The sequence below is a fragment of the Chromobacterium violaceum ATCC 12472 genome (assembly GCF_000007705.1).
GTDB lineage: Bacteria > Pseudomonadota > Gammaproteobacteria > Burkholderiales > Chromobacteriaceae > Chromobacterium > Chromobacterium violaceum.
On the sequence record NC_005085.1, the window covers coordinates 3,188,957 to 3,210,810 of the forward strand.

Below are 21,854 nucleotides of genomic sequence, written 5' to 3' on the forward strand. Positions count from 1 at the left end.
CGCCGCCCCGCTGCGCGCCAGGCCCTGCGCTCAGCGCCGCCTAGCCTGCCACAACACGTCCGGCACGCCGCCTTCGCGGTTCAGATAGCGGGCCAGCACGAACAGGAAATCCGACAGGCGGTTCAGGTAGCGGCGCAGGGCCGGAGACACATTCTCTTCGCGCGCGAGCGCCACCACCGCCCGCTCGGCGCGGCGGCAGACGGAGCGGGCCTGGTGGGCCAGCGCCGCCGTGCGCAGCCCGCCCGGCAGAATGAACTCCTTCAGCGGCCCCAGCTCTTCGTTCATGAAGGACACCAGGGCCTCCAGCGCCTGAACGTGGCCATCCGCGATGGCCTGGTAGCCCGGCACCGCCAGTTCGGACCCCAAGTCGAACAGGTCATGCTGCACTTCCGCCAGCCATTCCGCGATCGGCGGCGGCAGCGTTTCCGCCAGCAACACGCCAATCACCGAATTGAGCTCGTCGACATCCCCCAGCGCCTGGATGCGGACGCTGTCCTTGGCGACGCGGCTGCCGTCGCCCAGTCCGGTGGCGCCGTCGTCTCCGGTGCGGGTGACGATGGAGGACAAGCGATCACTCATGCCCGCCCTCCCCATCCCTGCGCCCGGCATCGCTCAGCGCCTGGCGCAGGCTCTCCTTCAGCGCGTCGCCGAACAACATTTCATAGTCCTCTTTCAACTGGTGCATCATCCCGGACAACATCTGCTTGGCCTGCACCTCGATCGCATCCTGCAGCCACAGCGACAACTCCACCTTCATCCTGGGCAGCATCTGCTCGTACAGAGAATCGAACAGCGCCTGCTCGTCCAGCCCTTGGGGCGACTGCCTGGAGGCTCCCGCGGCCGCGGCTGAGGTCATGGCCGCCACCTTGAGCACCGACACTTCGGCGGCGGAATCGACTGACGCCGACGGCTCCGCGACCGGCTCAGCCAACGGAGTCGACACCGCGGGCGCGGCCAGGCCCCGGCCCAGCAGACCGGACAAAGCCGGCATGTCCTCGTCCTCCAGCGGCGCCGGCTGCGGCACCGCCTCGTACAAGGTGGATACCGCATCCTCCTCGACCAGAGGCTTGGCCTCGGGCTCAGGCTGAATGTCCGGCACAGCCGCTTCCGCCACCGGCAGAACCGGGATGGACGCAGAAAGCGCCTCCGCAGGCAACGCTTCGCCAGCCTGCGGTTCCTCGGCCTGATGGCCCTCGAACGCCGCATCGAAGTCCGGCTCCGGCGGCGCGAATGCCGCCTCGGGCCTTTCCTCGACGGACTCGTCCGGCTGATCATGTTCCGGCAAGGCATCGAACGGCTCGATTTCGGCCGCATGCGGCTCCGCCGCCAATCCGGCCAGCGCCTCCGGCGCCATTGCGGGCTCGCGTTCAGAATCGAACGCCGCATCTGGCAATGCCGCCGCGTCTTCCTCTCCTTCGAGGAGCGCGTCCGCCTGCCCGAATGCCGGCGCCGCGTCCTCCCCGGCCGCCGGCTCCGCCTCTTCTTCCAGCGACGGCAATTCGTCGCCTTGCGGCGCCGCCGCCGGATCCGGTTCCCGCGTCTCTGCCGGCGCGGCCTCATCCAACAGCAAAGCCTGCTCTTGCGCTCCGCACGCCGACGGCTCAGGCTGCAGCGGTTCAAGCCGCTCCGGCAAGCGCGCAGGCGCAGACTCCGCAGCATCCTCCAATACCGATGGCTCGCCATTCATGGCGCCATCAGCCTCAACTGCGCCGCCATCGATCGAGTCGAACGCGGCAACCGGTTCCGATTCACAGGCAGGCGCGCTGGCGTCCTCTGCCGACTCCGGCAGCGATGCATCCCCCGCTTCAGGCGGGAATGGCGGAGGCGCGCCGTCCTGCCTCTCCGGCTCGGCAGCGGGCGCGGCTTCCGTCAGCGAAGCCGGCTGCGCCTCCACATCCCGCTCGATCAACGCAGGCCAGTCCAGGACAATCGCCGGTTCCGCCTCTTCCGCCATCGGACCGGTCTCGGCCTCCGGCTCTCGCGGCCCTGTCTCGGGCGCTGTCTCCGACATGGCCTCCATTCGTTCGGCTGGCGCTTCGCCATGCCCATCCGGCAGCTCGATCTCGGCAGAGTCGATGCTGGCCGGCGCTTCCAGCTCCGCCGCAGCGGCGAAATCCGGCAACGATTCCGGCTCAGGAACCTGCGCCGTCTCCGCTGCCGGTCCGACAGGCGCCTCTGCAACCGGGGAAGCTTCGTCAAAACCGCTGACCGCGGTCTCGGCAAGCGGCTGGATTTCTTCCGACGCCGGCGCAGCCGCCGGCTCTGGAGCGGCAGGAGGCGGCTCTGCCGGACGCGTGCCAAACGCTTCCACAGCGGCCAGATTGGCGGCTGCCTGCTTGGCGCGCTCCTCGGCCAGCACGCGCTCCGCCTCGGCTATCATGTCCTTGATGGAGGGCTTGGGAGGCTCGGCCTGCTGCGAAGGCAGTTCGGACAGCCACTCCAGGCCGCTGGGCGGGGCCGGCTCGCGGCCTACGCCGCCGCCCAGCACGCCGCTCGGCAAGCTGTCTATGGAAATGGAAGTGAACGGCGCCGCCTCTTCCCGCTCCGACTCCGCTCCGGCAGCGCCGCTCGCCTGGGCAGCCGAAACGGGCGGTTCGGGGGGCAGGTCAGCGCCGCCGGGCTCGGCGGGTGACAAGGCGGGTCCCATCTCGACCGGGGGCGGCGCGGCCTCGGACACGCCCTCCGGCTCGGGCAATCCGGCAGGCGCCGCCGCCTGCGCATCGCTGTCCAGGGCCGGAAGCGAATCGGCCTGCAGTTCGCTGGCCGCGGCCACGACATCGTTCCAGCTGACCGCCTCTGGCATCTCCGGCTCGGACGGCGTTTCCGCCGCCGGCTCAAGCGGCTCCGACTCGGAAACGGCCGGATGCAGGTCGGCCCGGGCCATCAAGGCGGCCAAACCGTCCGCATCCTGGACAGCCGCCTCTGCCTTGGGCTCCAATACGAAATCCAGCCCCTCGCCGTCCACCGATCCATCCGCGTCTGCCAGCTCGAGCGAGGGCAGATTGCTGAAATCCAGGCCGCCGGCGGGCTCCGCGGGCGTAGGCGCCTCCAGCAACTCGTCCAGTGTCAGCTCGGGAATTTCCAGCTCGGTCTCGCCCTCGTCCAGCTCGGCCGCCAGCAAGTCCAGTTCGGAGGAAAAGTCGAACTCGGGCACCTCTGCCGGCGGCGCTTCCTCGGCCAATGTCGGAACGGCCTGCTCGTCCACCACTTCGGTCAGGACCGGCAGGTTGAGGCCGCTCCAGTCGGGCTCGTTGGCTTTCGGCGACTCAGTCATGGCGTTTGACTCATGTCGTGATGTTCGATTTCGCAGCCGTGCTCACGGTAGGCACGGAAGCGCTCGCGGGCGGTGGCCAGCGACTCGGGGTCGCGTCCCACTATTTCAAGAATGCGCTCAAACCTGCCGAATTCAAAGGGCAACTGCGGCCCCAGATTCAGCAATACCGGATGGGACAGATCGTCGGGCAGGCTGGCGGCCAGCCAAACCGGCGTCTCGGCCGCCTCCGGGGCGCCAAGCCGGCAATGCGGCACGAAGCGGGTATCGCCGAAACTCCACAAGCGGTTGCTGAACACCTCGACGCTGCGCTCACTGTCCAGCCAGATCAGCAACCTTTCCTTCTTGCGCTGCACGGTATCGGCCAACCTGCAGGCAAAAGCCTGCGGGTCGGCGACATTGGTATAAAAATCAATCCTGCTCATCGTCTGCCACTTCGGGCGCCTCGCGGCGCGGACGGCCGCGGCGCACCACGTTGCCCAGCGCGATGTCGGCGCGGTCTTGCAGGAACTGCACCAGGAGCGGCACCGGACGCGCGGTGGCGCCCTTGTCCTTGCCGCCCTTCCAGGCGGTGCCGGCGATGTCCAGGTGCGCCCAGTCGTAGGCCTTGGCGAAGCGGGACAGGAAGCAGGCCGCGGTGACGCTGCCGCCCGGACGGCCGCCGATATTGGCCATGTCGGCGAACGGGCTCTTCAGCATCTCCTGGTACTCGTCCCACATCGGCATGTGCCAGGCGCGGTCGGCCACTTCTTCCCCGGCGGCCAGCAGCTCGCGCGCCAGGCTGTCCTGGTTGCTGTACAGGCCGGTGGCGATATGGCCCAGCGCGATCACGCAGGCGCCGGTCAGCGTGGCGACATCGATCACGGTGGCCGGGCTGAAGCGCTCGGCATAGGTCAGCGCATCGCACAGTATCAGGCGGCCCTCGGCGTCGGTGTTGAGGATTTCGATGGTCTGCCCGGACATGGAGGTGACGATGTCGCCCGGCTTCACCGCGTTGCCGTTCGGCATGTTTTCGCAGGTCGGCACGATGGCGATCACGTTCAGCGGCAGATTCATCTCCACCGCGGCGCGGAACGCGCCCAGCACGGTGGCGGCGCCGCACATGTCGTACTTCATCTCGTCCATGCCTTCGCCGGGCTTCAGCGAAATGCCGCCGGAATCAAAAGTGATGCCCTTGCCCACCAGCACGATGGGCTTGTCGTTCTTGTCCTTGGCGCCGTGGTGCTTGAGCACGATCAGGCGGGCCTCTTCCGCGCTGCCCTTGGCCACCGACAGGAAGGAATGCATGCCCAGCTCGGCGATTTCGCGCGGGCCCAGGATCTCGGCTTCTGCGCCGAAGGTTTCGGCGACCTTGCGCGCCTCCTCGCCCAGGTAGCTCGGCGTGCAGACATTGCCTGGCAGGTTGCCCAGATCCTTGGCCAGCTTCATGCCGTTGCCGATGGCCAGGCCGCGTTGCAGCCCCTTCTCCCCATCGGCCAGATCGCTGCGGCGCGGCACCGCCAGCGTGAGCTTGCGCGGCTCGCGCACGGACTCGTCCTGTTTGCTCTTGAAGCGGTCGAAGCGGTACAACGCGTCCAGCGTCACTACGGTGGCCTGCTCGATCATCCATTCCACGTCATGCTTCTTGACGGTCAGTTCGGACAGGTAGCTGACGGCCTCGCTGGCCGAGGTCTGGGTCAGCGCCTTGACCGAGGCGCGCACGGCTTCCCGGTATTCCTTGGCGCGGAAATCCCGCTCCTTGCCCAGGCCGACCAGCATCACCCGGTCGCACAGCGTGTGCGGCACCGAATGCAGCACCAGCGTGCTGCCCAGCTTGCCCTCCATGTCGCCGTGGCGGATCACGTCGCTGATGAAGCCGTTGGAGATGCGATCGAGCAGATCCGCGGCGAAGGTAAGCTTGCGCGATTCATAAACGCCGACGATCACGCAGGCGACGCGCTGCTTCTCCGGGCTGCCGCTTTTTATGTTAAATTCCATAGGTACTCCGCTGTAGAACGAGTGTCGTTGCTCCACCTCATGACGGCCGTCTAAGCTCGGGGAAGACGGACGGCTAGGCCGCCGGTGAACGCAGGATTGTTGTATTAGTCCAAATTTGCCGGAATTGGCGATTCAGAATTGTCTCATCGAATTATCACAATGCTTTTCACAAAAAGTCAAAAAGGCACTGAATAAATGGTTTTTCAAAAAAGCCTGACACGGGAATTGACTTTAACCGCGCTGGGCGTATTCGTCGTGCTTCTCGCCATCATTGTTTCCACGCAGGCGATCAATCTGCTGGGACGCGCGGCCGAGGGGCAGATCGCCAACGAGGCGGTCACCGCTCTGATCGGTTTCTGGACATTGGGATTTTTCCCGGTACTGATGATCCTGACCGTGTTCGTCAGCGTGCTGGTGGTGCTCACCCGCACCTGGCGCGACCACGAGATGGTGGTCTGGCTGTCGGCCGGCCTGTCGCTGCGCGACTGGGTCTGGCCCATCATGCGCTTCACGTTGCCGCTGGCCATCCTGATCGCGGGCGTGACTTTGTTCGTGGGCCCCTGGGCGGACCAGCGCAGCCAGGATTACGCCGAAATCATCAAGCGCCGCGAAGAGATCTCCGCGATATCGCCTGGCGTGTTCAAAGAATCGGCGTCATCCAGCAAAGTGTATTTCATTGAAAATTATTCGGGCTTGCACAGCGCCGCCACCAATATCTTCATGCAGGACATGACCGACGGCAAAGTGAGCACCATTTTCGCCAAGCACGGTTATATTTCGATCAAGCCGGACGGCGAGCGCGTGCTGGTGCTGGAGGACGGCAAACGTTACGTCGGCGAGCCTGGCCAGGCCGATTACCAGATCGGCGAATTCAAGCGTTATACCGCCAGCCTCGGCGACAGCCAGGCCGTCACCGGACCGGCCAGCAACCGCCAGTCGATTCCCACCAGCGTGCTGCTCGCCGGCAGCGGCAACCCGGAATACCGCGCGGAACTGGCCTGGCGGCTGTCCATGCCCATCAGCTGCATCCTGCTGGCCCTGCTCGCCCTGCCCCTGTCCTATTACAACCCCCGCAGCGGCCATACCTACAATCTGCTGTTCGCGCTGCTGGCCTTCTTCGTCTACCAGAATGGCCTGACCTTGACCCGCAACTGGGTCGGCCAGGACAAGGTGGGGGTATGGGCGGTGGCGCTGGTTCACGTTCTGCTGCTGCTGGCGGCGCTGCTGCTGCTCAAGCACCGCGATCACCCGCAGGCGCCGTTCTCCCAATCGCTGCGTCTGATGTTCGGCAAGAAAAGCTAAGCGCCCACTCCGATGAAACTCATACACCGCTATATCGTCAGCACGCTGACCCAATCCACGTTGTTCACGCTGCTGGCGCTGCTGGGCCTGTACGGCTTTTTCGACTTGCTGGGCGAAGTGCCCGCCCTCGGCACCGGCAACTACACCGCCGGCGTGATGGCCACCTACGTGGCGCTGCTGATTCCCGGCCACGCGTATGAGCTGATGCCGCTGGCCGTGCTGATCGGCGGCATGGTGGCGATGACCCAGCTGGCCAGCTCCAGCGAATACACGGTGATCCGCACCTCCGGCGTCACGCTCAAGCAAATCGCCGCCACCCTGCTCAAGTTCGGCCTGGGCTTCGCCGTGCTGACCATCCTGCTGGGTGAGTTCGCGGCGCCCTGGGCGATGCAGGAGGCCGAGCGCACCAGGCTGACCGCCACCCATTCCATCGTCGCCAAAGAATTCCGTTCCGGCACCTGGGTGAAAGACAACCAGAACTTCATCAACGTGCACGAAATGCTGCCGGACAACACCCTGCTGGGCATCCGCATCTATACCTACGACCAGGATTTCAAGCTGGAGCGCACCCGCATCGCCGAGCGCGGCACCTTCTCCAAGCAAGACCGCAGCTGGCAGCTGGAAAACGTCAAGGAAACCGTGCTGGCCCCCAACCGCACCATCAGCGCCGTTTATCCGACGCTGAAGTGGAAGTCCATCGTCGAGCCGGAAATCCTGTCGGTGCTGCTGGTGGTGCCGGAACAGATGTCGGCGCACAACCTGCTCACCTACATCGAGCATCTGAAGAAGAACAAGCAGCAGACCCAGCGCTACGAAATCGCGTTGTGGAGCAAGCTGTTCTATCCGCTGGCCTGCATTTCGATGGCGCTGGTGGCGCTGGCCTTCACCCCTCAGCAGCGCCGCCACGGCCAGCTGGGCATCAAGCTGTTCGCCGGCATCTGCCTGGGGGTGACCTTCCACTTCGTGAACCGCCTGTTCGGCCACCTGGGCCTGCTGTACGACTGGAACGCCATCCTGTCGGCCACGCTGCCCACGCTGATCTTCCTGTTGGGCGGCATCGCCATCATCGCCAAACAGGAAAGGCGCTGACATGACGCTTTCGGCCGCTCCCCTGCAACACTGGCGGCAGACGCTGGCCGAAAAGCGGCAACAACTGGCCGACGCCTACCGCGCCGACCGCGACGCGCCGGCCTTCCTGCGCCGCTACAGCCAGGCGGTGGACCAGACGCTGGCCGCGCTGTGGCGCGAACAGGGGCTCGACGGACAAGCCGCCCTGGCCGCGGTGGGCGGCTATGGCCGCGGCCAGCTCTTCCCCTGCTCCGATGTCGACATCCTGATCCTGCTGCCCGATCCGACGCCGGCCGAGATCAATGACAAGGTCAGCCACTTCATCGGCCTGATGTGGGACATCGGCCTGGAGATCGGCCACAGCGTGCGCACGCTGGACGAATGCCTGCGCGAGGCGGCCGGCGACATCACCATCGAAACCAATCTGCTGGAAAACCGCCTGGTGGCCGGTCCGGCCGAGCCCTGGCGCGAACTGATGCGGCGGCTGGAGGCCCAGCGCGATCCGCTCGCCTTCTTCGAAGGCAAGACGCTGGAGCAGCAGCAGCGCCACACCCGCCACTTCGGCGTCAGCAACAACCTCGAGCCCAATCTGAAGGAAAGCCCGGGCGGGCTGCGCGACCTGCACACCATCCTGTGGATCAGCAAGGCCGCAGGCCTGGGCGACAACTGGGATTCCCTGGTCCGGCGCGGCATCCTGACCCTGGCCGAGGCGCGGCTGATCAAGCACAGCGAGGAGCAGCTGCAGAAACTGCGCGTCGACCTGCACCTGCTGGCCCGCCGCCGCGAGGACAGGCTGATCTTCGACCTGCAGCAGCAAGTGGCGCAGGCCTGGGGCCTGGCCGACACGCCGGCCAAGCGCGCCAGCGAGCAGCTGATGCAGCTGTATTTCCGCGCCGCCAAGACGGTGAACCAGCTCAACGGCATCCTGCTGCCCAATCTGCGCGGCCGCATCTATTGCCAGGTGCCGCGCGTCACCCAGCACATCAGCGAATACTTCCACGCGGTCAACGGCATGCTGGGCATACGCGAGGTCAACGTCTTCGACAAGCACCCGCATGCGATACTGGAAGCCTTCCTCACCCTGCAGCGCCACCCGGAACTGTCCGGCTTCGCGCCGCGCATGCTGCGCGCGCTGTGGCACGGCCGCAGCCAGATCAACGACCGCTTCCGCAGCGACCCGCGCAACCGCGCCACCTTCATGCAGATTTTCCGCGAACCGTCCGGCCTCACCCGCACGCTCAGGCGGATGAACCTGTACGGCATCCTCGGCCAATACCTGCCCAATTTCGGCCAGATCGTCGGCCAGATGCAGCATGACCTGTTCCACGTCTACACCGTCGACGAGCACATCCTGATGGTGGTACGCAATCTGCGCCGCTTCGCCATCAGCGCGTACAACCACGAATATCCGTTCCTGTCGCGGCTGATCAACGATTTCGAACGGCCCGAAGTGCTGTACCTGGCCGGCCTGTTCCATGACATCGCTAAGGGCCGCGGCGGCGACCACTCCCAGCTGGGCATCGCCGACGCCGACGCCTTCTGCCGCGACCACGGCCTGGCGGAAGAAGATTGCCAACTGGTCGCCTGGCTGGTGGGTCAGCACCTGACCATGTCCAGCATCGCGCAGAAGCAGGACATCTACGATCCGGAAACGGTGCAGCGCTTCGCCGAACTGGTGCGCACCCCGCGCCGGCTGGCCGCACTCTACCTGCTGACCGTGGCCGACATCCGCGGCACCAGCCCCAAGGTGTGGAACACCTGGAAGGCCAAGCTACTGGAAGACCTGTACCACGCGACGCTGCGCGTGCTGTCGCGCGGCGGCGAAATCGACCTCGCCTCCGAGCTGGAAGCCCGCAAGAACCAGGCCCGCGCCCAGCTGCGGCTGCACGCGATACCGGACGCCGCCGAGGCTGGCCTGTGGGCCCAGCTGGACACCGTCTACTTCCTGCGCCACGAGGCCAAGGAAATCGCCTGGCACGCCCGCGTGCTCAACCGCCAGCTGTCGCCGGACACGCCGCAGGTGCGCGCGCGCCTGGCCGACGACCACGAAGGCCTGCAGGTGCTGATCTACTCGCCGGACAAGCCGGAGCTGTTCGCCCGCGCCTGCGCCTTTTTCGGCCGCACCAATTACAGCATCGCCGACGCCAAGGTCTACACCACCCGCCACGGCTACGCGCTGGACACTTTCCACGTCTTCGTGCCCGAGCACCACGACGGCGATTACCGCGACATGATCAACTTCATCGAGTTCGAGCTCGCCGCGGCGCTGGCAACCGACCAGCCCTTGCAGCTGCCGCCGCAAGGACGGATCAGCCGCCACCTGAAGCACTTTCCAATCACGCCGCAGGTGTCGATCCGCCCGGACGACAAGGACAGCGACTTCATCCTGTCCATCGTCGCCGGCGACCGTCCCGGCCTGCTCGCCCGCATCGCCAAGGTGCTGGCCGATTACCGTCTGAACGTGCGCTCGGCCAAGATCATGACGCTGGGCGGCCGGGCCGAGGACTCGTTCCAGGTCTCCGGCGCGGCGCTGAAGGACGACAAGACCGCGCTGGCGCTGGAGGCCGCGCTGATCACCGCGCTGCGGATCTGAAATTCCATTTGGAATATTTCATGTTATGACGTTAATATTGCATTGCACAATGCAAGGAGCATGACATGACGGATATTCTGCGCGACATCCCCGACCAGATAGAAAGCGAACGCCTGATTCTGCGCAGCCCGATGCCGGGCGACGGCGCGGCCCTATATGCCGCCGTCTGCGCCTCGCTGGAACCGCTGCGCGCCTTTCCCGCCTCCATGCTCTGGGCGATGCAGGAACCCTCGGTCGATATCTCGGAAACCTTCTGCCGCCAGAGCCGGGTCGATTATCTGGCTCGCAAGGGGCTGCCCATGCTGCTGCTCCTGAAGGACGGCGGCTGCCTCGTCGGCGCCAGCGGCCTGCATCAGCTCGACTGGAAACACCGGCAGGCGCACATAGGCTATTGGGTGCATCGCGACTGGCAGGGCCAGGGACTGATCAGCGAAGCCGTGCGCGCCATCTGCGACTTCGCCCAGGCTCAGCTGGGTCTGCGCCGCATCGCCTGCCTGGCCGACGAGCAAAACCTGGCCAGCCGCCGCGTCGCCGAGCGCGCCGGCTTCCGGCTGGAAGGCATCCTGCGCAACGAGCGCATCGCGCCGGACGGCAGCCTGCGCGACACCGCGCTGTACGCGCTGGCCAACTAGGCAGAGCCCATGGATTTGCTGATGCCCTATCTGCAACGCCTGGCCGCCGACGGCAATTTCAGCGGCGTCATCCTGGCTGCCGAGGGCGACAGGCAATGGCTGCGCAGCTATGGCTGGGCCGATGCCGCTTCCGGCAGAGCGATGGCAAACGACACGCCGCTGCGCATAGGCTCGCTCAGCAAAAGCTTTACCGTCGCGCTGGTCTTGCGGCTGGTGGACGATGGCCTGCTGGCGCTGGATCAGCCCCTTCAGCCGCTGTTGCCGCAATTCAAGCTGCCGGACGCCCTCACCGCCGGCCACTTGCTGCGCCACCGCTCCGGGCTGGGCAATCACACCGCCCTGCCCGACTACTGGCCGACGCGGATGCAACAATACTGGACGCCGGACCAATGCCGCCGGCTGGTATCGCGAACACGCGCCCGACGGCCCCGTCTTCTCCCATCTTGGCGACATCAACGGCTTTGTTTCGGTCTTGCTGGCCCAGCCAGCCAAGAACCGTTGCGTGATCGCGCTCAGCCATCTGGCTCAAACCGATGCCTGGGCGCTGGCGGAAACGGTTTGCCAGCTCCTTGACGGTAACCCTGTCGATACCGGCCCCGCCGCAACCGGCTTCGCCACCCTGCCCGATTGGCTCGATGGGCGCTACCTGGCCGGCGACGGCGATGAAATCATCATGAATGGCGGCATCGCCACGCTCACGCGCCGCTACGGCGCGCGCTGCGACTGCGCCGTCATCGCCAGCCGCAGCGGGCCTGAGCATTGCGAGGCCAGACTGGAGCGGCTGCCCGAGCGGCTGATCTTCAGCCGCCAGGCCGCCGGAACCCGGCTGACCCACATCAGCGGCCTGAAGCGACATGAATACCGGAAAATTTCAAACTCCTCACGCTGAATCCATCATGCAATATTTCGCGCTTTCCCAGCCGCAAGCCATGCTGCGCTATCACGACATTCCCGGCCACGGCGCGCCGCTCATCATGCTGCACGGCCTGGGCTGCGCCTCCTCGTTCGATTATCCCCGCCTGCTGGCCGAACCGGGTCTCGCCAGGCGCCGCGCGCTATTGGTGGATTTGCTGGGCCACGGCTTCAGCGACAAGCCGGAAGATTTCAGCTACGCCCCCGGCGCCCAGGCTGAAGCGCTGGGGCAATGGATCGAACAACTGGGCTTGCGCGAATTCGATCTGTACGGCCACAGCATGGGCGGCAGCGTCGCCATCGAACTGGCCACGCTATTGCCTGACCGAATCCGGCGCCTGGTATTGGCCGAGCCGAATCTGGACAGCGGCGGCGGCGCCTACAGCCGCGCGCTGGCAAGCTGGAGCGAGCCCGACTACGTCGCCCGCGGCCATCGGGAAATCATTCGGACCTTCGGCGCGGACAATCCCAACTGGGCCGGCAGCATGGCCGTCGCCTCGCCGCTAGCCGTGCACAGGGCGGCCAAGGGCCTGATCGCGGGCAGCGCAGTCAGCTGGCGCGAGCAGCTGCGGGCCTTGTCCATGCCGCGCCGCATCATCTTCGGCGAAAAATCGCTGCCCGATCCCGACCTCGAATGGCTGCCCCGGCATGGCATCGCCGCCAGCATCGTGGCCGACGCCGGCCACTCGCTGGCCTGGGACAATCCCGCCGGCCTTGCCGAGGCGATTGCCGCCGCGCTGGATTGAGAATGATGCTTTGACCAATTTCAACGCCGAGGCTATGCTGCAAGCCTGATGTTACGTTAACGTAAGATGAATCATGCTCTACTTCGAAGACCTTAGGCCCGGCCAGCTTTTTTTAAGCGCCGAACACACGCTGAGCGAGCAGGAAATCATCGCTTTCGCCCGCCAGTTCGACCCCCAGCCGTTTCATACCGATCCGGAGGCCGCCCGCCAGACCTTCTTCAACGGCCTGGCCGCCAGCGGCTGGCATACCAGCAGCCTGTCGATGCGGCTGGTGGCGGAGTCTGAACTGGGCCGCGCCGCCAATGGCCTGATCGGCATGCAGATCGACAAGATGCGCTGGCCGCAGCCTAGCCGCCCCGGCGACACGCTGCAGGTGGAAGTGGAAGTGCTGGACAAGCGCCGCTCAAGCAGCCAACCCGGCTTCGGCGTGGTCAAGGTGAGCTGGACCACCCGCAACCAGCGCGGCGAGACGGCGATGCAGCTGGAGTGCGCGATCTGGCTGCAATGCCGCAGCAAGGCCGAGGCCGCCGCGCCGGAATTGGCCGGCGCCAAGTAACAGCAGGCATGAAAACGGCCGCGCAGCGCAAGCCCGCGGCCGTTTGTCGTTTCAGATGTCGGCTCAGCGATAGACCTGGATCATCTCCACCTCGCGCAGCGCGGCCAGCGTGGTGCCGCCGGCGTAGCTGACCGAAGACTGCAGGTCCTCCTGCAGTTCACGCAGCAGCTTGCCCATGCTGCCCTTGTACTCGACCAGGATCTTCTTGCCCTCGACGTTGACGTAGGCGCCCTTGTTGAACTGCGAGGCGCTGCCGAAGTATTCCTTGTAGTGCTTGCCCGCGATCTCGACGATGTCGCCCGCCGACTCGTCATAGCCGGCGAACAGCGAACCGGCCATCACCATGGTCGCGCCGCAGACCAGCGCCTTGGCGATGTCGCCGTGCTCGACGATGCCGCCGTCGGCGATCACCGGGATCGTCACCGCGGCCACGCAGTCGCGCACGGTGGAGACCATCGGGCGATGGAAGCCGGTCTTGTTCTTGGTGATGCAGACGCGGCCGCCGGCGATGCCGGCCTTGATCGCGTCGCAGCCCCAGGCCTCGAGGTCGCGCGCGGCTTCGGCGGTGGCGACGTTGCCGCCGATCAGGAAGGTGTTGGGGAAATGCTGCTTGATGTGCTTGATCATGCGCTCCGCCTTCACGCACCAGGCGTTAGCGATGTCGAGCGTCATGTATTCGGGGCTCAGGCCGGCGGCTTTCAGCGCGTCCAGCTGCTCGTAGGTGTCGTCGTTGACGCCGACGCTGATCGACGCGAACAGGCCCTGCTCCTGCATGTAGCGGGTGAAGGCCACCGCGTCGACATTGAAGCGGTGCAGGGTGTAGAACCAGCCTTCGCGGGCGAACAGCTCGCAGGTTTCGGCCGAAACCACCGACTTCATATTGGACGGGTAGACCGGCATCGCGAAGCGGCGCGGGCCGAACTGCACGGAGGTGTCGCACTCCTTGCGGCTGTCCACCACGGTTTTCTTCGGCACCAGGTATACGTCGCCGTAGTTGAGTTCGGTCTTGATCATGCGTGTGCTCCCACAAAAACAGGTTTGGATGAAAAAACAGGGGCCCCAAACAAAGACGGGAGCCGTATAGGCTCCCATTTGCAGCTACCCCTGCGACGCCTGTCTTCGGCTCGCACGCAGTTACGACACAAAGCTACGCGCATTGATTCTCGACGTCAAGAGTCTGCACGTAAAAATTTTCGCTACTTGTCGCACCAGGCCGCCGGATCCTCTCCCAGCCAGCGCAGTATCGGCAGCCACGCTTCGCGGTCCCGCGCGGTGCGCGAAGCCGGCAGGTCGAACAGCGACATCCCGGCCGACGCCGCCTGCACGTAGAGCTGGGTATCGCGCAGCCAGCTGAGCACCGGCACCTCGTGCCGCGCCAGGAACTGCTCCAGCTCCCTGGCCGAACGGGTGCGCGGATCCACCCGCATGCCCACCACCGCCATATAGGCCTTGTTCTTGCGGATGGCCTTTTCCTCCAGCATCTGCTCGAAAAAGGCTTCGCTGGCCCACATGTCGAACGGCGACGGCTGGATGGGCACGATCACGTGCTCCACCTGTGACAGCAGCGCGGTCAGCTTCTTGCCGTGCAGGCTGGCCGGGCTGTCCAGCACCACCACCTCGGTGCCGCGCGGCGGGCGCCTGGGCTCGTTGGCGGCGACCTCCCAGCCGGAGATGCCCGGCAGCGCGTGATCGCGCCTGGCCAGCCAGTGCAAGGAGGTCTGCTGGCGGTCCACGTCCCCCAACATCACCTTCTTGCCACTGGCTGCGTAATAGGCCGCCAGATTGGTGGCCAGCGTCGACTTGCCGCTGCCGCCCTTGGGATTCGCTATCAGTACCGACCTCACCCTCGCCTCCCTCGCCCTGTGCTTGACCGGGATCACTATACCAGAGTCATCGCCCTTGCCGGCAGCCCGGGAAACCGATAGTTTCGGGTGGAAAGGAGAAGGAATGAACCGTAGTTTCGACGCCCTGCTGTTCGACATGGACGGCCTGATGCTGGATACCGAGACGCTGTCCTGCGCGGCTACCCGCCGCGCCGGAGCGGAATTGGGCATCCGGATAGACGAGGCGATGCTGATGGGCATGGTGGGCCTGTCCGAAGCCCGCTGCACCCGCTACATCGCGGAATACCTGGCCGACGAGGAGCAGGCCGCCCTGCTGCAGCGGACCAGCCGCGCCTGCTACCGCCGCATGCTGGAACAGGAGGAGATTCCGCTCAAACCGGGCATCGTCGAGCTGCTGGACTGGGCCCAAAGCCAAGACATCCCGCGCGCGGTGGCCACCTCCACCCGCCGCGCGATCGCCGACGTCAAGCTGGCGCGCAGCGGACTGGCCCGCTATTTCCGGCACACCATCGCCGGAGACGAAGTGGCCCGCACCAAGCCGGAGCCCGACATCTACCTGGCGGCCGCCGCGCTGCTGGGCGCCGCGCCGGAGCGCTGCATCGTGCTGGAGGATTCGCCCTACGGCATGCAGGCCGGCGTCGCCGCCGGCGCCAGGGTCATCCTGGTGCCGGACCTGATCGCACCGTCCCAACAACAGCGCGAGCAGGCGCTGGCCACCTGCCCGGATCTGCTGCAGGCGCTGGCGCTGCTGCGCGAGCTGTAAGCGAAGCCACAGGGCCGGCGGCATCAGACCGTCGCCGGCCACGCCCGCCCTAGCCGTGCCCGCGGATGCGGGCGATCAGCTCGTCCAGCACATCCTCGGACTGGTCATGCCCCACCTGGCAGGTGCCGGCCGCCTCGTGGCCGCCGCCGCCGTATTGCAGCATCAGCGCGCCGACATTGGTGCGCGAGGTGCGGTTGACGATGGACTTGCCCACCGCGAACACGGTGTTCTGCTTGTTCAGCCCCCACATCTGGTGGATGGAGATGTTGCAGTCGGGAAACAGCGCGTAGATCATGAAGCGGTTGGTCGGATAGATGGTTTCCTCGTGCAGCAGGTTCAGCACCACCACGTTGCCGTGCACGCGCGAACAGCGGCGGATCTGCTCCTTGGCCAGCGTCTCGTACTGGCGATACAGCGCCACCCGCTCCTGCACGTCCGGCAGCTGCAGGATTTCGTCGATGCCGTGATTGCGGCAGTAGCCGATCAAATCCATCATCAGCTGGAAGTTGCTGACCTTGAACTCGCGGAAGCGGCCGAGCCCGGTGCGCGCGTCCATCAGGTAGTTCAGCAGCACCCAGTCCTTGGGATTCAGGATTTCGTCGATGGAGAACTGGGCGGAGTCCGCCTTGTCCACCGCCGCCATCATCTCGTCGCTGATGCCGGGAAACGCCTTCTTGCCGCCATAATGGTTGTACACCACCCGCGCCGCCGACGGCGCGCGCGGGTCGATCACGTAATTGTCGACATCGGTGGCGTTGCGCAGGGTTTCCGACAGATGATGGTCGAACACCAAGTGCGCCTTGGCGACGTAAGGCAGGTTGGTGGTGATGTCGTCGCCGGTGATTTCCACCTTGCCGTCCTGCATGTCCTTGGGGTGAGCGAACATCACCTCGCGGATCAGCTTGAGCTCGTTGAGCAACACCGCGCACACCAGTCCGTCGAAATCGCTGCGCGTCACCAGGCGGTACTGTTTCTGCTGCGTCATCTGCGCCTCCCGTTCATTGCGTTCTCAGCCGTCCGGCGCCGCCACCTCCAGCGCGCCGGCCATCCGGTCGGCCAGGCGGGCCAACCGCTCGTCGATCTCCGCCTCGGGCAGCTCCACCGTGAGCCAGACCCTGTCGGCGTATTGCTGATCCACCACCGCCAGCCCCATCTCCTGGCACGCGTGCCGCAGGCGGGCCTCGCCGGCGAAGTCCACCGCCAGCCGCCGCAGGCAGGTCCGGCTCAGCTCCATGAGCGTGGCCTCGGCCAGCGCGGCGTTGACAGCTTGAGTGTAGGCCCTGACCAGGCCGCCCGCACCCAGTTTGATGCCGCCGAAATAGCGCACCACCACCGCCAGCACATTGGTGATGTCCTTGTGCCGCAACACGTTGTACATCGGCCTGGCCGCGGTGCCCGATGGCTCACCGTCGTCGTCCAGCATGGAGTCGCCGGCGCACAGCAGCACCGCGCAGTAATGGCGGGCATCCGGCCAGCGCGCGCGGATGGCCGCCAGCTCGCGCAACGCCTCGTCGCGGCTGGCCGCAGGCGACACGATGCCGATGAAGCGGCTCTTGCGGATTTCCACCTCGGCGCGGGCCTCGGCTTGCAACTGGAACATTCGGCGCATCCTGCAGTCTGAAACGGGCGGGCATTGTAAACCCGGAGGCCGCGATTCCGGTACCGCAGACACCGCGCCGGCGGTCTAGACTGAAAGCGGGAACCTTCCGGAGGGAACGGCCATGACCACCCTGCTCCTGCTTTCGCCGCTGATCGTCGCCGGCCTGTGGCTGTACGTCAGGAAATTCTGGCTGGACAGCGAGGACGCCATCCACCTGTCCCATTTCCTGCCAGATCGCGACCACGTATAAAGATCTGCTCGCGATTTTCCTCCGCGGCCCGCCCAGAAGCCCGCCGCCGGAACATGATCGAGAACAGGCCCAGCCCGCGCAGCCGGCTCCGCCGGCGACCCCGTTGTCATTCGCAAGAAATGGCCGGACAATAACCGTGATGACCGTCCGCTGAGGATTTCATGTCGCAACTCACCTTCTGGTTCGGCTGCGCGCTGGTCGCGCTGATCGCCGAATTCGTATCGGGCACCTTCTACCTGTTGATGGTGGCATTGGCGCTCGCCTGCGGCGGATTCGCCGCCTGGCTGGGCGCGCCGGAACCGTGGCAGTGGCTGATCGCCAGCGTCAGCGGCGCCGTCGGCCTGCTCGCGATCCATCGCCGCCGGCGCAGCTTGATGCCTCCTCCTCCGCCGCAGGACGACCCCGACTGGGGCCAGCAGGTGGAAATCCGCGCGCTGACCACGCCGGGCCATGCCCGCATCCATTACCGCGGCGCCGAATGGGACGCCCTGTTGATGGACAGCCGGCTGGACGCGGGAAGCACCGGCTACATTTCCGGCCGCGAAGGCAATCTGTTCAAGATCTCGTCACAACAACCGCAATAAAGAGAAAAACCCATGGAAATCGCCCTGATCCTGTTCGTGGCCGTCGTCATCTTCATTTTCAAATCGCTGGCGGTGGTGCCGCAGCAGCACGCCTACATCGTCGAGCGCCTGGGCCGCTACCACGCCACGCTGACGCCGGGCCTCAACATCATCACCCCCTTCATCGACCGCATCGCCTACAAGCACAGCCTGAAGGAAATCCCGCTGGACGTGCCCAGCCAGATCTGCATCACCCGCGACAACACCCAGCTGAAGGTGGACGGCATCCTCTACTTCCAGGTGACCGACGCCAAGCTAGCCTCCTACGGCACCAGCAACTACATCGTCGCCATCACCCAGCTGTCGCAGACCACGCTGCGCTCGGTCATCGGCAAGCTGGAGCTGGACAAAACGTTTGAAGAGCGCGACGACATCAACCGCAGCGTGGTGGCCTCGCTGGACGAAGCCGCGATCAACTGGGGCGTCAAGGTGCTGCGCTACGAGATCAAGGACCTGGTGCCGCCGCAGGACATCCTGCACGCGATGCAGGCGCAGATCACCGCCGAGCGCGAGAAACGCGCCCGCATCGCCCAGTCCGAAGGCGTGAAGGTGGAGCAGATCAACCTGGCTACCGGTGCCCGCGAGGCGGCGATCCAGAAGTCCCAGGGCGAGATGCAGGCCACCATCAACAACTCCGAGGGCGGCAAGCAGGCCGCGATCAACCAGGCGATGGGCGAAGCCGAGGCGATCCGGCTGGTGGCGGACGCCACCGCCGACGCGATCAACCGCATCGCCGGCGCCGTCCGCACCGAAGGCGGCCTGGAGGCGGTCAACCTGAAAGTCGCCGAGCAATACATCGCCGCCTTCGGCAAATTGGCCAAGGAAAACAATACCATCATCATGCCGAGCAACGTCGCAGACGTCGGCGGGCTGGTGGCCAGCGCGCTCAGCGTGGTCAAACAAACTAACCGTTAATCCCTTTGAAAGCCCCGGCGCGGCTTGAATCTGGCCGCGCCAGCCCCCATAATCACCCGCATGAAATTTTTTACCGATCTCCTTCCCGTCCTGCTGTTCTTCGGCGCCTACTGGCTGACGCGCGACATGTTCGTCGCGACCGGCGTGGCCATCGCCGCCACCGCGGTGATGGTGGCCTGGGCCTGGTTCAAGCACCGCAAGGTCGACACCATGCAATGGATCAGCCTCGGGCTGATCGTCGTGCTGGGCGGCGCCACGCTGCTGCTGCACGACAAGCACTTCATCATGTGGAAGCCCACTGTGCTGTACTGGGTGATGGGCGCCGGTCTGCTGATCAGCGAATTCGCCGGCAAGAACGGCTTGCGCCTGATGATGGGCAAGCAGATCGAAATGCCCGATCCGGTCTGGCGCAAGCTCACCTGGGCCTGGAGCGGCTTCTTCGCCTTCATGGGCGCGCTCAACCTGTTCGTCGCCTACCACTTCAGCGAGGACGTCTGGGTCAACTTCAAGCTGTTCGGCGGCATGGGCCTGATGCTGCTGTTCGTGATCGCCCAGAGCCTGTTCCTGGCCAAGTACATCGAGGAAAAGAAATAATGCTGTACGCCATCATCGCGCGCGACCATCCCGGCAGCCTCGAGCGCCGCATCGCGCTGCGCGCCGAACACCGCGCGCGGCTGGCCGCGCTGCAGGACCAGGGCCGGATGAAGCTGTCCGGCCCGCTGCCCGCCATCGACAGCGCCGATCCCGGCCCGGCCGGCTACTGCGGCAGCCTGGTGGTGGCCGAGTTCGCGTCGCTGGAAGACGCGCGCGCCTGGGCCGCGGCCGATCCGTACCAGGCAGGCGGCGTCTACGCCAGCGTCGACGTCCAGCCCTTCGTGCAGGTTTTCCCCGCATGAGCGATACCGTGCAACTGCTGGAAACCGCGCTACGCGCCCTGGAGCCCGAGCATCTGGACATCCAGGACGACAGCGCGCTGCACGCCGGCCACGCCGGCGCCAAGAGCGGCGGCGGCCACTACACGCTGACCATCGTCAGCGCGCGTTTTGCCGGCCTTAACCGCGTGGCGCGTCACCGGCTGATCTACCAGACCCTGGGCGAGATGATGTCCGGCCGCGTCCACGCGCTGGCCATCCGCGCCCTGACACCAGAAGAACTCTGAATTTCTACCAAAGGGACAATATGAAACTCTCCCGTATCGCCGCCCTGACGCTGGCAGCCTCGATCAGCCTGCCGGTCGCCGCGGAGTCGATCGCCGTGGTCAACGGCGTCTCCATCGACAAGTCCGAACTGGACGCCGCCGTCACCAATGTCGTGCAAAGCAGCGGCGGCAAGATGCAGGACAGCCCCGAACTGCGCGAGCAGTTGAAGAACTCGCTGATCGGCCGCCAGCTGATCCTGCAGGAGTCCACCCGCCGCGGCCTGGACAAGCAGCCGGCCTTCGCGAAGCGGATGGATGAAGTCCGCGCCGAGCTGCTGCGCGACGCGCTGTTCGCCGACATCGCGGAGAAAGCCAACGTAGGCGACGCCCAGATCAAGGCCCGCTACGACGAAATGGCCGCGCAGGTCGCCGGCAGCAAGGAAGTCCATGCCTACCAGATCACGCTCGGCAGCGAAGCCGACGCGCAGAAGGTGATCGCCCAGCTGAAGAAGGGCGCCAAGTTCGACGAACTGGTCAAGACCCGCTCCATCGACCCCAACGCCAAGCAAAGCGGCGGCGACATGAACTGGGGCAACCTGTCCCGCATGGAGCCCAAGCTGGCCGAGGCGCTGAAAGCCATCCCCAAGGGCCAGGTCAGCAGCGCGCCTTACCAGTCCCAACTGGGCTGGCACGTATTCAAGGTAGCCGACATCCGCAACGCCCAGGTGCCGCCGCTGGACGCCGTCAAGCCGCAGATCGCCCGCCAGTTGCAGGAAGAAGCCATTGCCAAGGCCGTGGAAGACCTGCGCGCCAAGAGCAAGATCCAGTAAATCCACCTTATCCGGGAATAGAACAACATGCGTAAAATCCTGCTGCAAACCGCCCTGGTAGCCGCTTTCGCCGGCAGCGCGATCGCCGTGGCCGGCCCGTCCGTCAACGGCCAGCCCATCTCCGACGCCCGCGTCGACGCCGTGGTGAAAATGATGGAAGCCCAGGGTCAGAACGTGAACCCGCAGGCCCGCGACCAGATCAAGGACCAACTGGTGACCGCCGAAGTGCTGCGCCAGGAAGCCGTGAAGAAGGGCCTGGACAAGTCGCCGGAATTCAACGCCGAACTGCAGAACATGCAGGCGATGGCGCTGGCCAACCGCCTGATCAAGGACTACGAGAAGGCTAATCCGCTGAGCGAGGCCGATCTGAAGGCCGAATACGACAAGCTGGCGGCCTCGGTGCCGGAAACCAAGCAGTTCCACGCCCGCCACATCCTGGTTAAGAGCGAAGCCGAAGCCAAGTCCGTGATCGACGCGCTGAAGAAGGGCAAGTCCTTCGACAAGCTGGCCAAGGAAAAATCGCAGGATCCGGGCAGCAAGGCCAATGGCGGCGACCTGGGCTGGCAAGAAGCCGGCACTTTCGTCGCGCCGTTCTCCGAAGCGATGAGCAAGCTCGCCAAGGGCGAAGTGACCGCCAAGCCGGTGAAGACCGAATACGGCTGGCACGTGATCAAGCTGGACGACGTGCGCACCCAGCGCAACGTGCCGCAGCTCGAGGAAATCCGTCCGCAGCTGACCCAGCGCGTGATGGGCGCCCGCATCGAGAAATATGTCGCCGAGCTGAAGGCCAAGGCGCAGATCCAGCAGTAAGCCCCCGCACCGCGCGCGACGGGG

The 21,854-nt window shown here is 65.6% G+C and carries 25 protein-coding genes; 17 read left to right on the plus strand and 8 right to left on the minus strand.

Going from position 1 to position 21,854, the window contains the following annotated elements; all coding sequences use genetic code 11:
• Positions 1–30: 30 nt before the first annotated feature.
• Genes CV_RS14245 through CV_RS14260 form a run of 4 tightly spaced genes read right to left on the minus strand, consistent with a single transcriptional unit; the run spans position 31 to position 5,248 of the window.
• A complete protein-coding gene (locus tag CV_RS14245) occupies positions 31–579 on the minus strand; it encodes a cob(I)yrinic acid a,c-diamide adenosyltransferase (RefSeq protein WP_011136458.1) in 549 nt (182 codons plus the stop codon).
• Complete coding sequence (locus tag CV_RS14250; protein WP_011136459.1) at positions 572–3,274, minus strand: hypothetical protein; 2,703 nt, start codon at positions 3,272–3,274, stop codon at positions 572–574. The genes CV_RS14245 and CV_RS14250 overlap by 8 nt, the downstream gene beginning before the upstream one ends.
• Positions 3,271–3,696, minus strand: coding sequence for a DNA polymerase III subunit chi (locus CV_RS14255; RefSeq protein WP_011136460.1), 426 nt, complete (start codon positions 3,694–3,696; stop codon positions 3,271–3,273). Before CV_RS14255 ends, CV_RS14250 begins: the two co-directional genes overlap by 4 nt.
• Positions 3,683–5,248, minus strand: coding sequence for a leucyl aminopeptidase (locus tag CV_RS14260; protein ID WP_011136461.1), 1,566 nt, complete (start codon positions 5,246–5,248; stop codon positions 3,683–3,685). The genes CV_RS14255 and CV_RS14260 overlap by 14 nt, the downstream gene beginning before the upstream one ends.
• A gap of 195 nt (positions 5,249–5,443) precedes the next feature.
• Between CV_RS14260 and lptF the strand changes: the two genes are divergently transcribed.
• The 8 genes from lptF (at position 5,444) to CV_RS14295 (ending at position 13,057) form a co-directional block, all read left to right on the plus strand.
• Positions 5,444–6,550 (plus strand): LPS export ABC transporter permease LptF, encoded by a 1,107-nt coding sequence (gene lptF, locus CV_RS14265; protein ID WP_011136462.1) that lies wholly within the window; start codon positions 5,444–5,446, stop codon positions 6,548–6,550.
• 12 nt (positions 6,551–6,562) lie between these two features.
• Entirely contained in the window at positions 6,563–7,639 is a 1,077-nt protein-coding gene (gene lptG, locus CV_RS14270; RefSeq protein WP_011136463.1) for an LPS export ABC transporter permease LptG, read from the plus strand.
• 1 nt (position 7,640) lies between these two features.
• Positions 7,641–10,211 (plus strand): [protein-PII] uridylyltransferase, encoded by a 2,571-nt coding sequence (locus CV_RS14275; protein ID WP_011136464.1) that lies wholly within the window; start codon positions 7,641–7,643, stop codon positions 10,209–10,211.
• A 65-nt stretch (positions 10,212–10,276) separates the two neighbouring features.
• A complete protein-coding gene (locus CV_RS14280) occupies positions 10,277–10,843 on the plus strand; it encodes a GNAT family N-acetyltransferase (protein ID WP_011136465.1) in 567 nt (188 codons plus the stop codon).
• A 9-nt stretch (positions 10,844–10,852) separates the two neighbouring features.
• Entirely contained in the window at positions 10,853–11,416 is a 564-nt protein-coding gene (locus tag CV_RS23040; protein ID WP_080509034.1) for a serine hydrolase domain-containing protein, read from the plus strand.
• Entirely contained in the window at positions 11,346–11,732 is a 387-nt protein-coding gene (locus CV_RS23630) for a hypothetical protein (RefSeq protein ID WP_147296157.1), read from the plus strand. Before CV_RS23040 ends, CV_RS23630 begins: the two co-directional genes overlap by 71 nt.
• A gap of 7 nt (positions 11,733–11,739) precedes the next feature.
• Positions 11,740–12,501, plus strand: coding sequence for an alpha/beta fold hydrolase (locus CV_RS14290; protein WP_043596367.1), 762 nt, complete (start codon positions 11,740–11,742; stop codon positions 12,499–12,501).
• Between the two features lie 73 nt (positions 12,502–12,574).
• Entirely contained in the window at positions 12,575–13,057 is a 483-nt protein-coding gene (locus CV_RS14295) for a MaoC family dehydratase (RefSeq protein WP_011136468.1), read from the plus strand.
• Between the two features lie 63 nt (positions 13,058–13,120).
• On the opposite strand, the gene CV_RS14300 is transcribed toward CV_RS14295, so the two are convergent.
• Together CV_RS14300 and CV_RS14305 are read right to left on the minus strand one after the other, a co-directional pair.
• Positions 13,121–14,071, minus strand: coding sequence for a GMP reductase (locus CV_RS14300; RefSeq protein ID WP_011136469.1), 951 nt, complete (start codon positions 14,069–14,071; stop codon positions 13,121–13,123).
• A 182-nt stretch (positions 14,072–14,253) separates the two neighbouring features.
• Positions 14,254–14,901: a ParA family protein gene (locus tag CV_RS14305; protein ID WP_011136470.1), complete on the minus strand. Its 648-nt coding sequence runs from the start codon at positions 14,899–14,901 to the stop codon at positions 14,254–14,256.
• A gap of 103 nt (positions 14,902–15,004) precedes the next feature.
• Between CV_RS14305 and CV_RS14310 the strand changes: the two genes are divergently transcribed.
• On the plus strand, positions 15,005–15,664 hold the full coding sequence (locus CV_RS14310; protein WP_011136471.1) for an HAD family hydrolase: 660 nt from the start codon (positions 15,005–15,007) through the stop codon (positions 15,662–15,664).
• Between the two features lie 49 nt (positions 15,665–15,713).
• Here the strand turns inward: CV_RS14310 and CV_RS14315 are convergent, their stop codons facing one another.
• Both CV_RS14315 and CV_RS14320 read right to left on the minus strand, forming a co-directional pair.
• Positions 15,714–16,649 carry an exopolyphosphatase gene (locus CV_RS14315; RefSeq protein WP_011136472.1) on the minus strand — a complete coding sequence of 312 codons (936 nt, stop codon included), beginning with the start codon at positions 16,647–16,649 and terminating at the stop codon, positions 15,714–15,716.
• A gap of 24 nt (positions 16,650–16,673) precedes the next feature.
• The gene (locus tag CV_RS14320; protein ID WP_011136473.1) at positions 16,674–17,264 is read right to left on the minus strand and encodes an IMPACT family protein; all 591 of its coding nucleotides are present in this window, start codon (positions 17,262–17,264) and stop codon (positions 16,674–16,676) included.
• Between the two features lie 121 nt (positions 17,265–17,385).
• Here CV_RS14320 and CV_RS24290 point away from each other — a divergent pair, with 121 nt between their 5' ends.
• The 8 genes from CV_RS24290 to CV_RS14355 all read left to right on the plus strand — a co-directional run bounded on the left by CV_RS24290 (position 17,386) and on the right by CV_RS14355 (position 21,830).
• Positions 17,386–17,514: a hypothetical protein gene (locus CV_RS24290; protein WP_254894011.1), complete on the plus strand. Its 129-nt coding sequence runs from the start codon at positions 17,386–17,388 to the stop codon at positions 17,512–17,514.
• Positions 17,515–17,675: 161 nt separating this feature from the next.
• A complete protein-coding gene (locus tag CV_RS14325) occupies positions 17,676–18,098 on the plus strand; it encodes an NfeD family protein (RefSeq protein WP_011136474.1) in 423 nt (140 codons plus the stop codon).
• 12 nt (positions 18,099–18,110) lie between these two features.
• The gene (locus tag CV_RS14330) at positions 18,111–19,052 is read left to right on the plus strand and encodes an SPFH domain-containing protein (protein WP_011136475.1); all 942 of its coding nucleotides are present in this window, start codon (positions 18,111–18,113) and stop codon (positions 19,050–19,052) included.
• A gap of 60 nt (positions 19,053–19,112) precedes the next feature.
• Positions 19,113–19,646: a septation protein A gene (locus CV_RS14335; protein WP_011136476.1), complete on the plus strand. Its 534-nt coding sequence runs from the start codon at positions 19,113–19,115 to the stop codon at positions 19,644–19,646.
• Positions 19,646–19,948 carry a YciI family protein gene (locus CV_RS14340; RefSeq protein ID WP_011136477.1) on the plus strand — a complete coding sequence of 101 codons (303 nt, stop codon included), beginning with the start codon at positions 19,646–19,648 and terminating at the stop codon, positions 19,946–19,948. Before CV_RS14335 ends, CV_RS14340 begins: the two co-directional genes overlap by 1 nt.
• Positions 19,945–20,211 carry a BolA family protein gene (locus tag CV_RS14345; protein ID WP_011136478.1) on the plus strand — a complete coding sequence of 89 codons (267 nt, stop codon included), beginning with the start codon at positions 19,945–19,947 and terminating at the stop codon, positions 20,209–20,211. Before CV_RS14340 ends, CV_RS14345 begins: the two co-directional genes overlap by 4 nt.
• A 20-nt stretch (positions 20,212–20,231) precedes the next feature.
• On the plus strand, positions 20,232–21,020 hold the full coding sequence (locus CV_RS14350; protein ID WP_011136479.1) for a peptidylprolyl isomerase: 789 nt from the start codon (positions 20,232–20,234) through the stop codon (positions 21,018–21,020).
• Between the two features lie 27 nt (positions 21,021–21,047).
• Positions 21,048–21,830, plus strand: a complete 783-nt coding sequence (locus tag CV_RS14355) for a peptidylprolyl isomerase (protein WP_011136480.1) — start codon at positions 21,048–21,050, stop codon at positions 21,828–21,830.
• Positions 21,831–21,854: the final 24 nt, after the last annotated feature.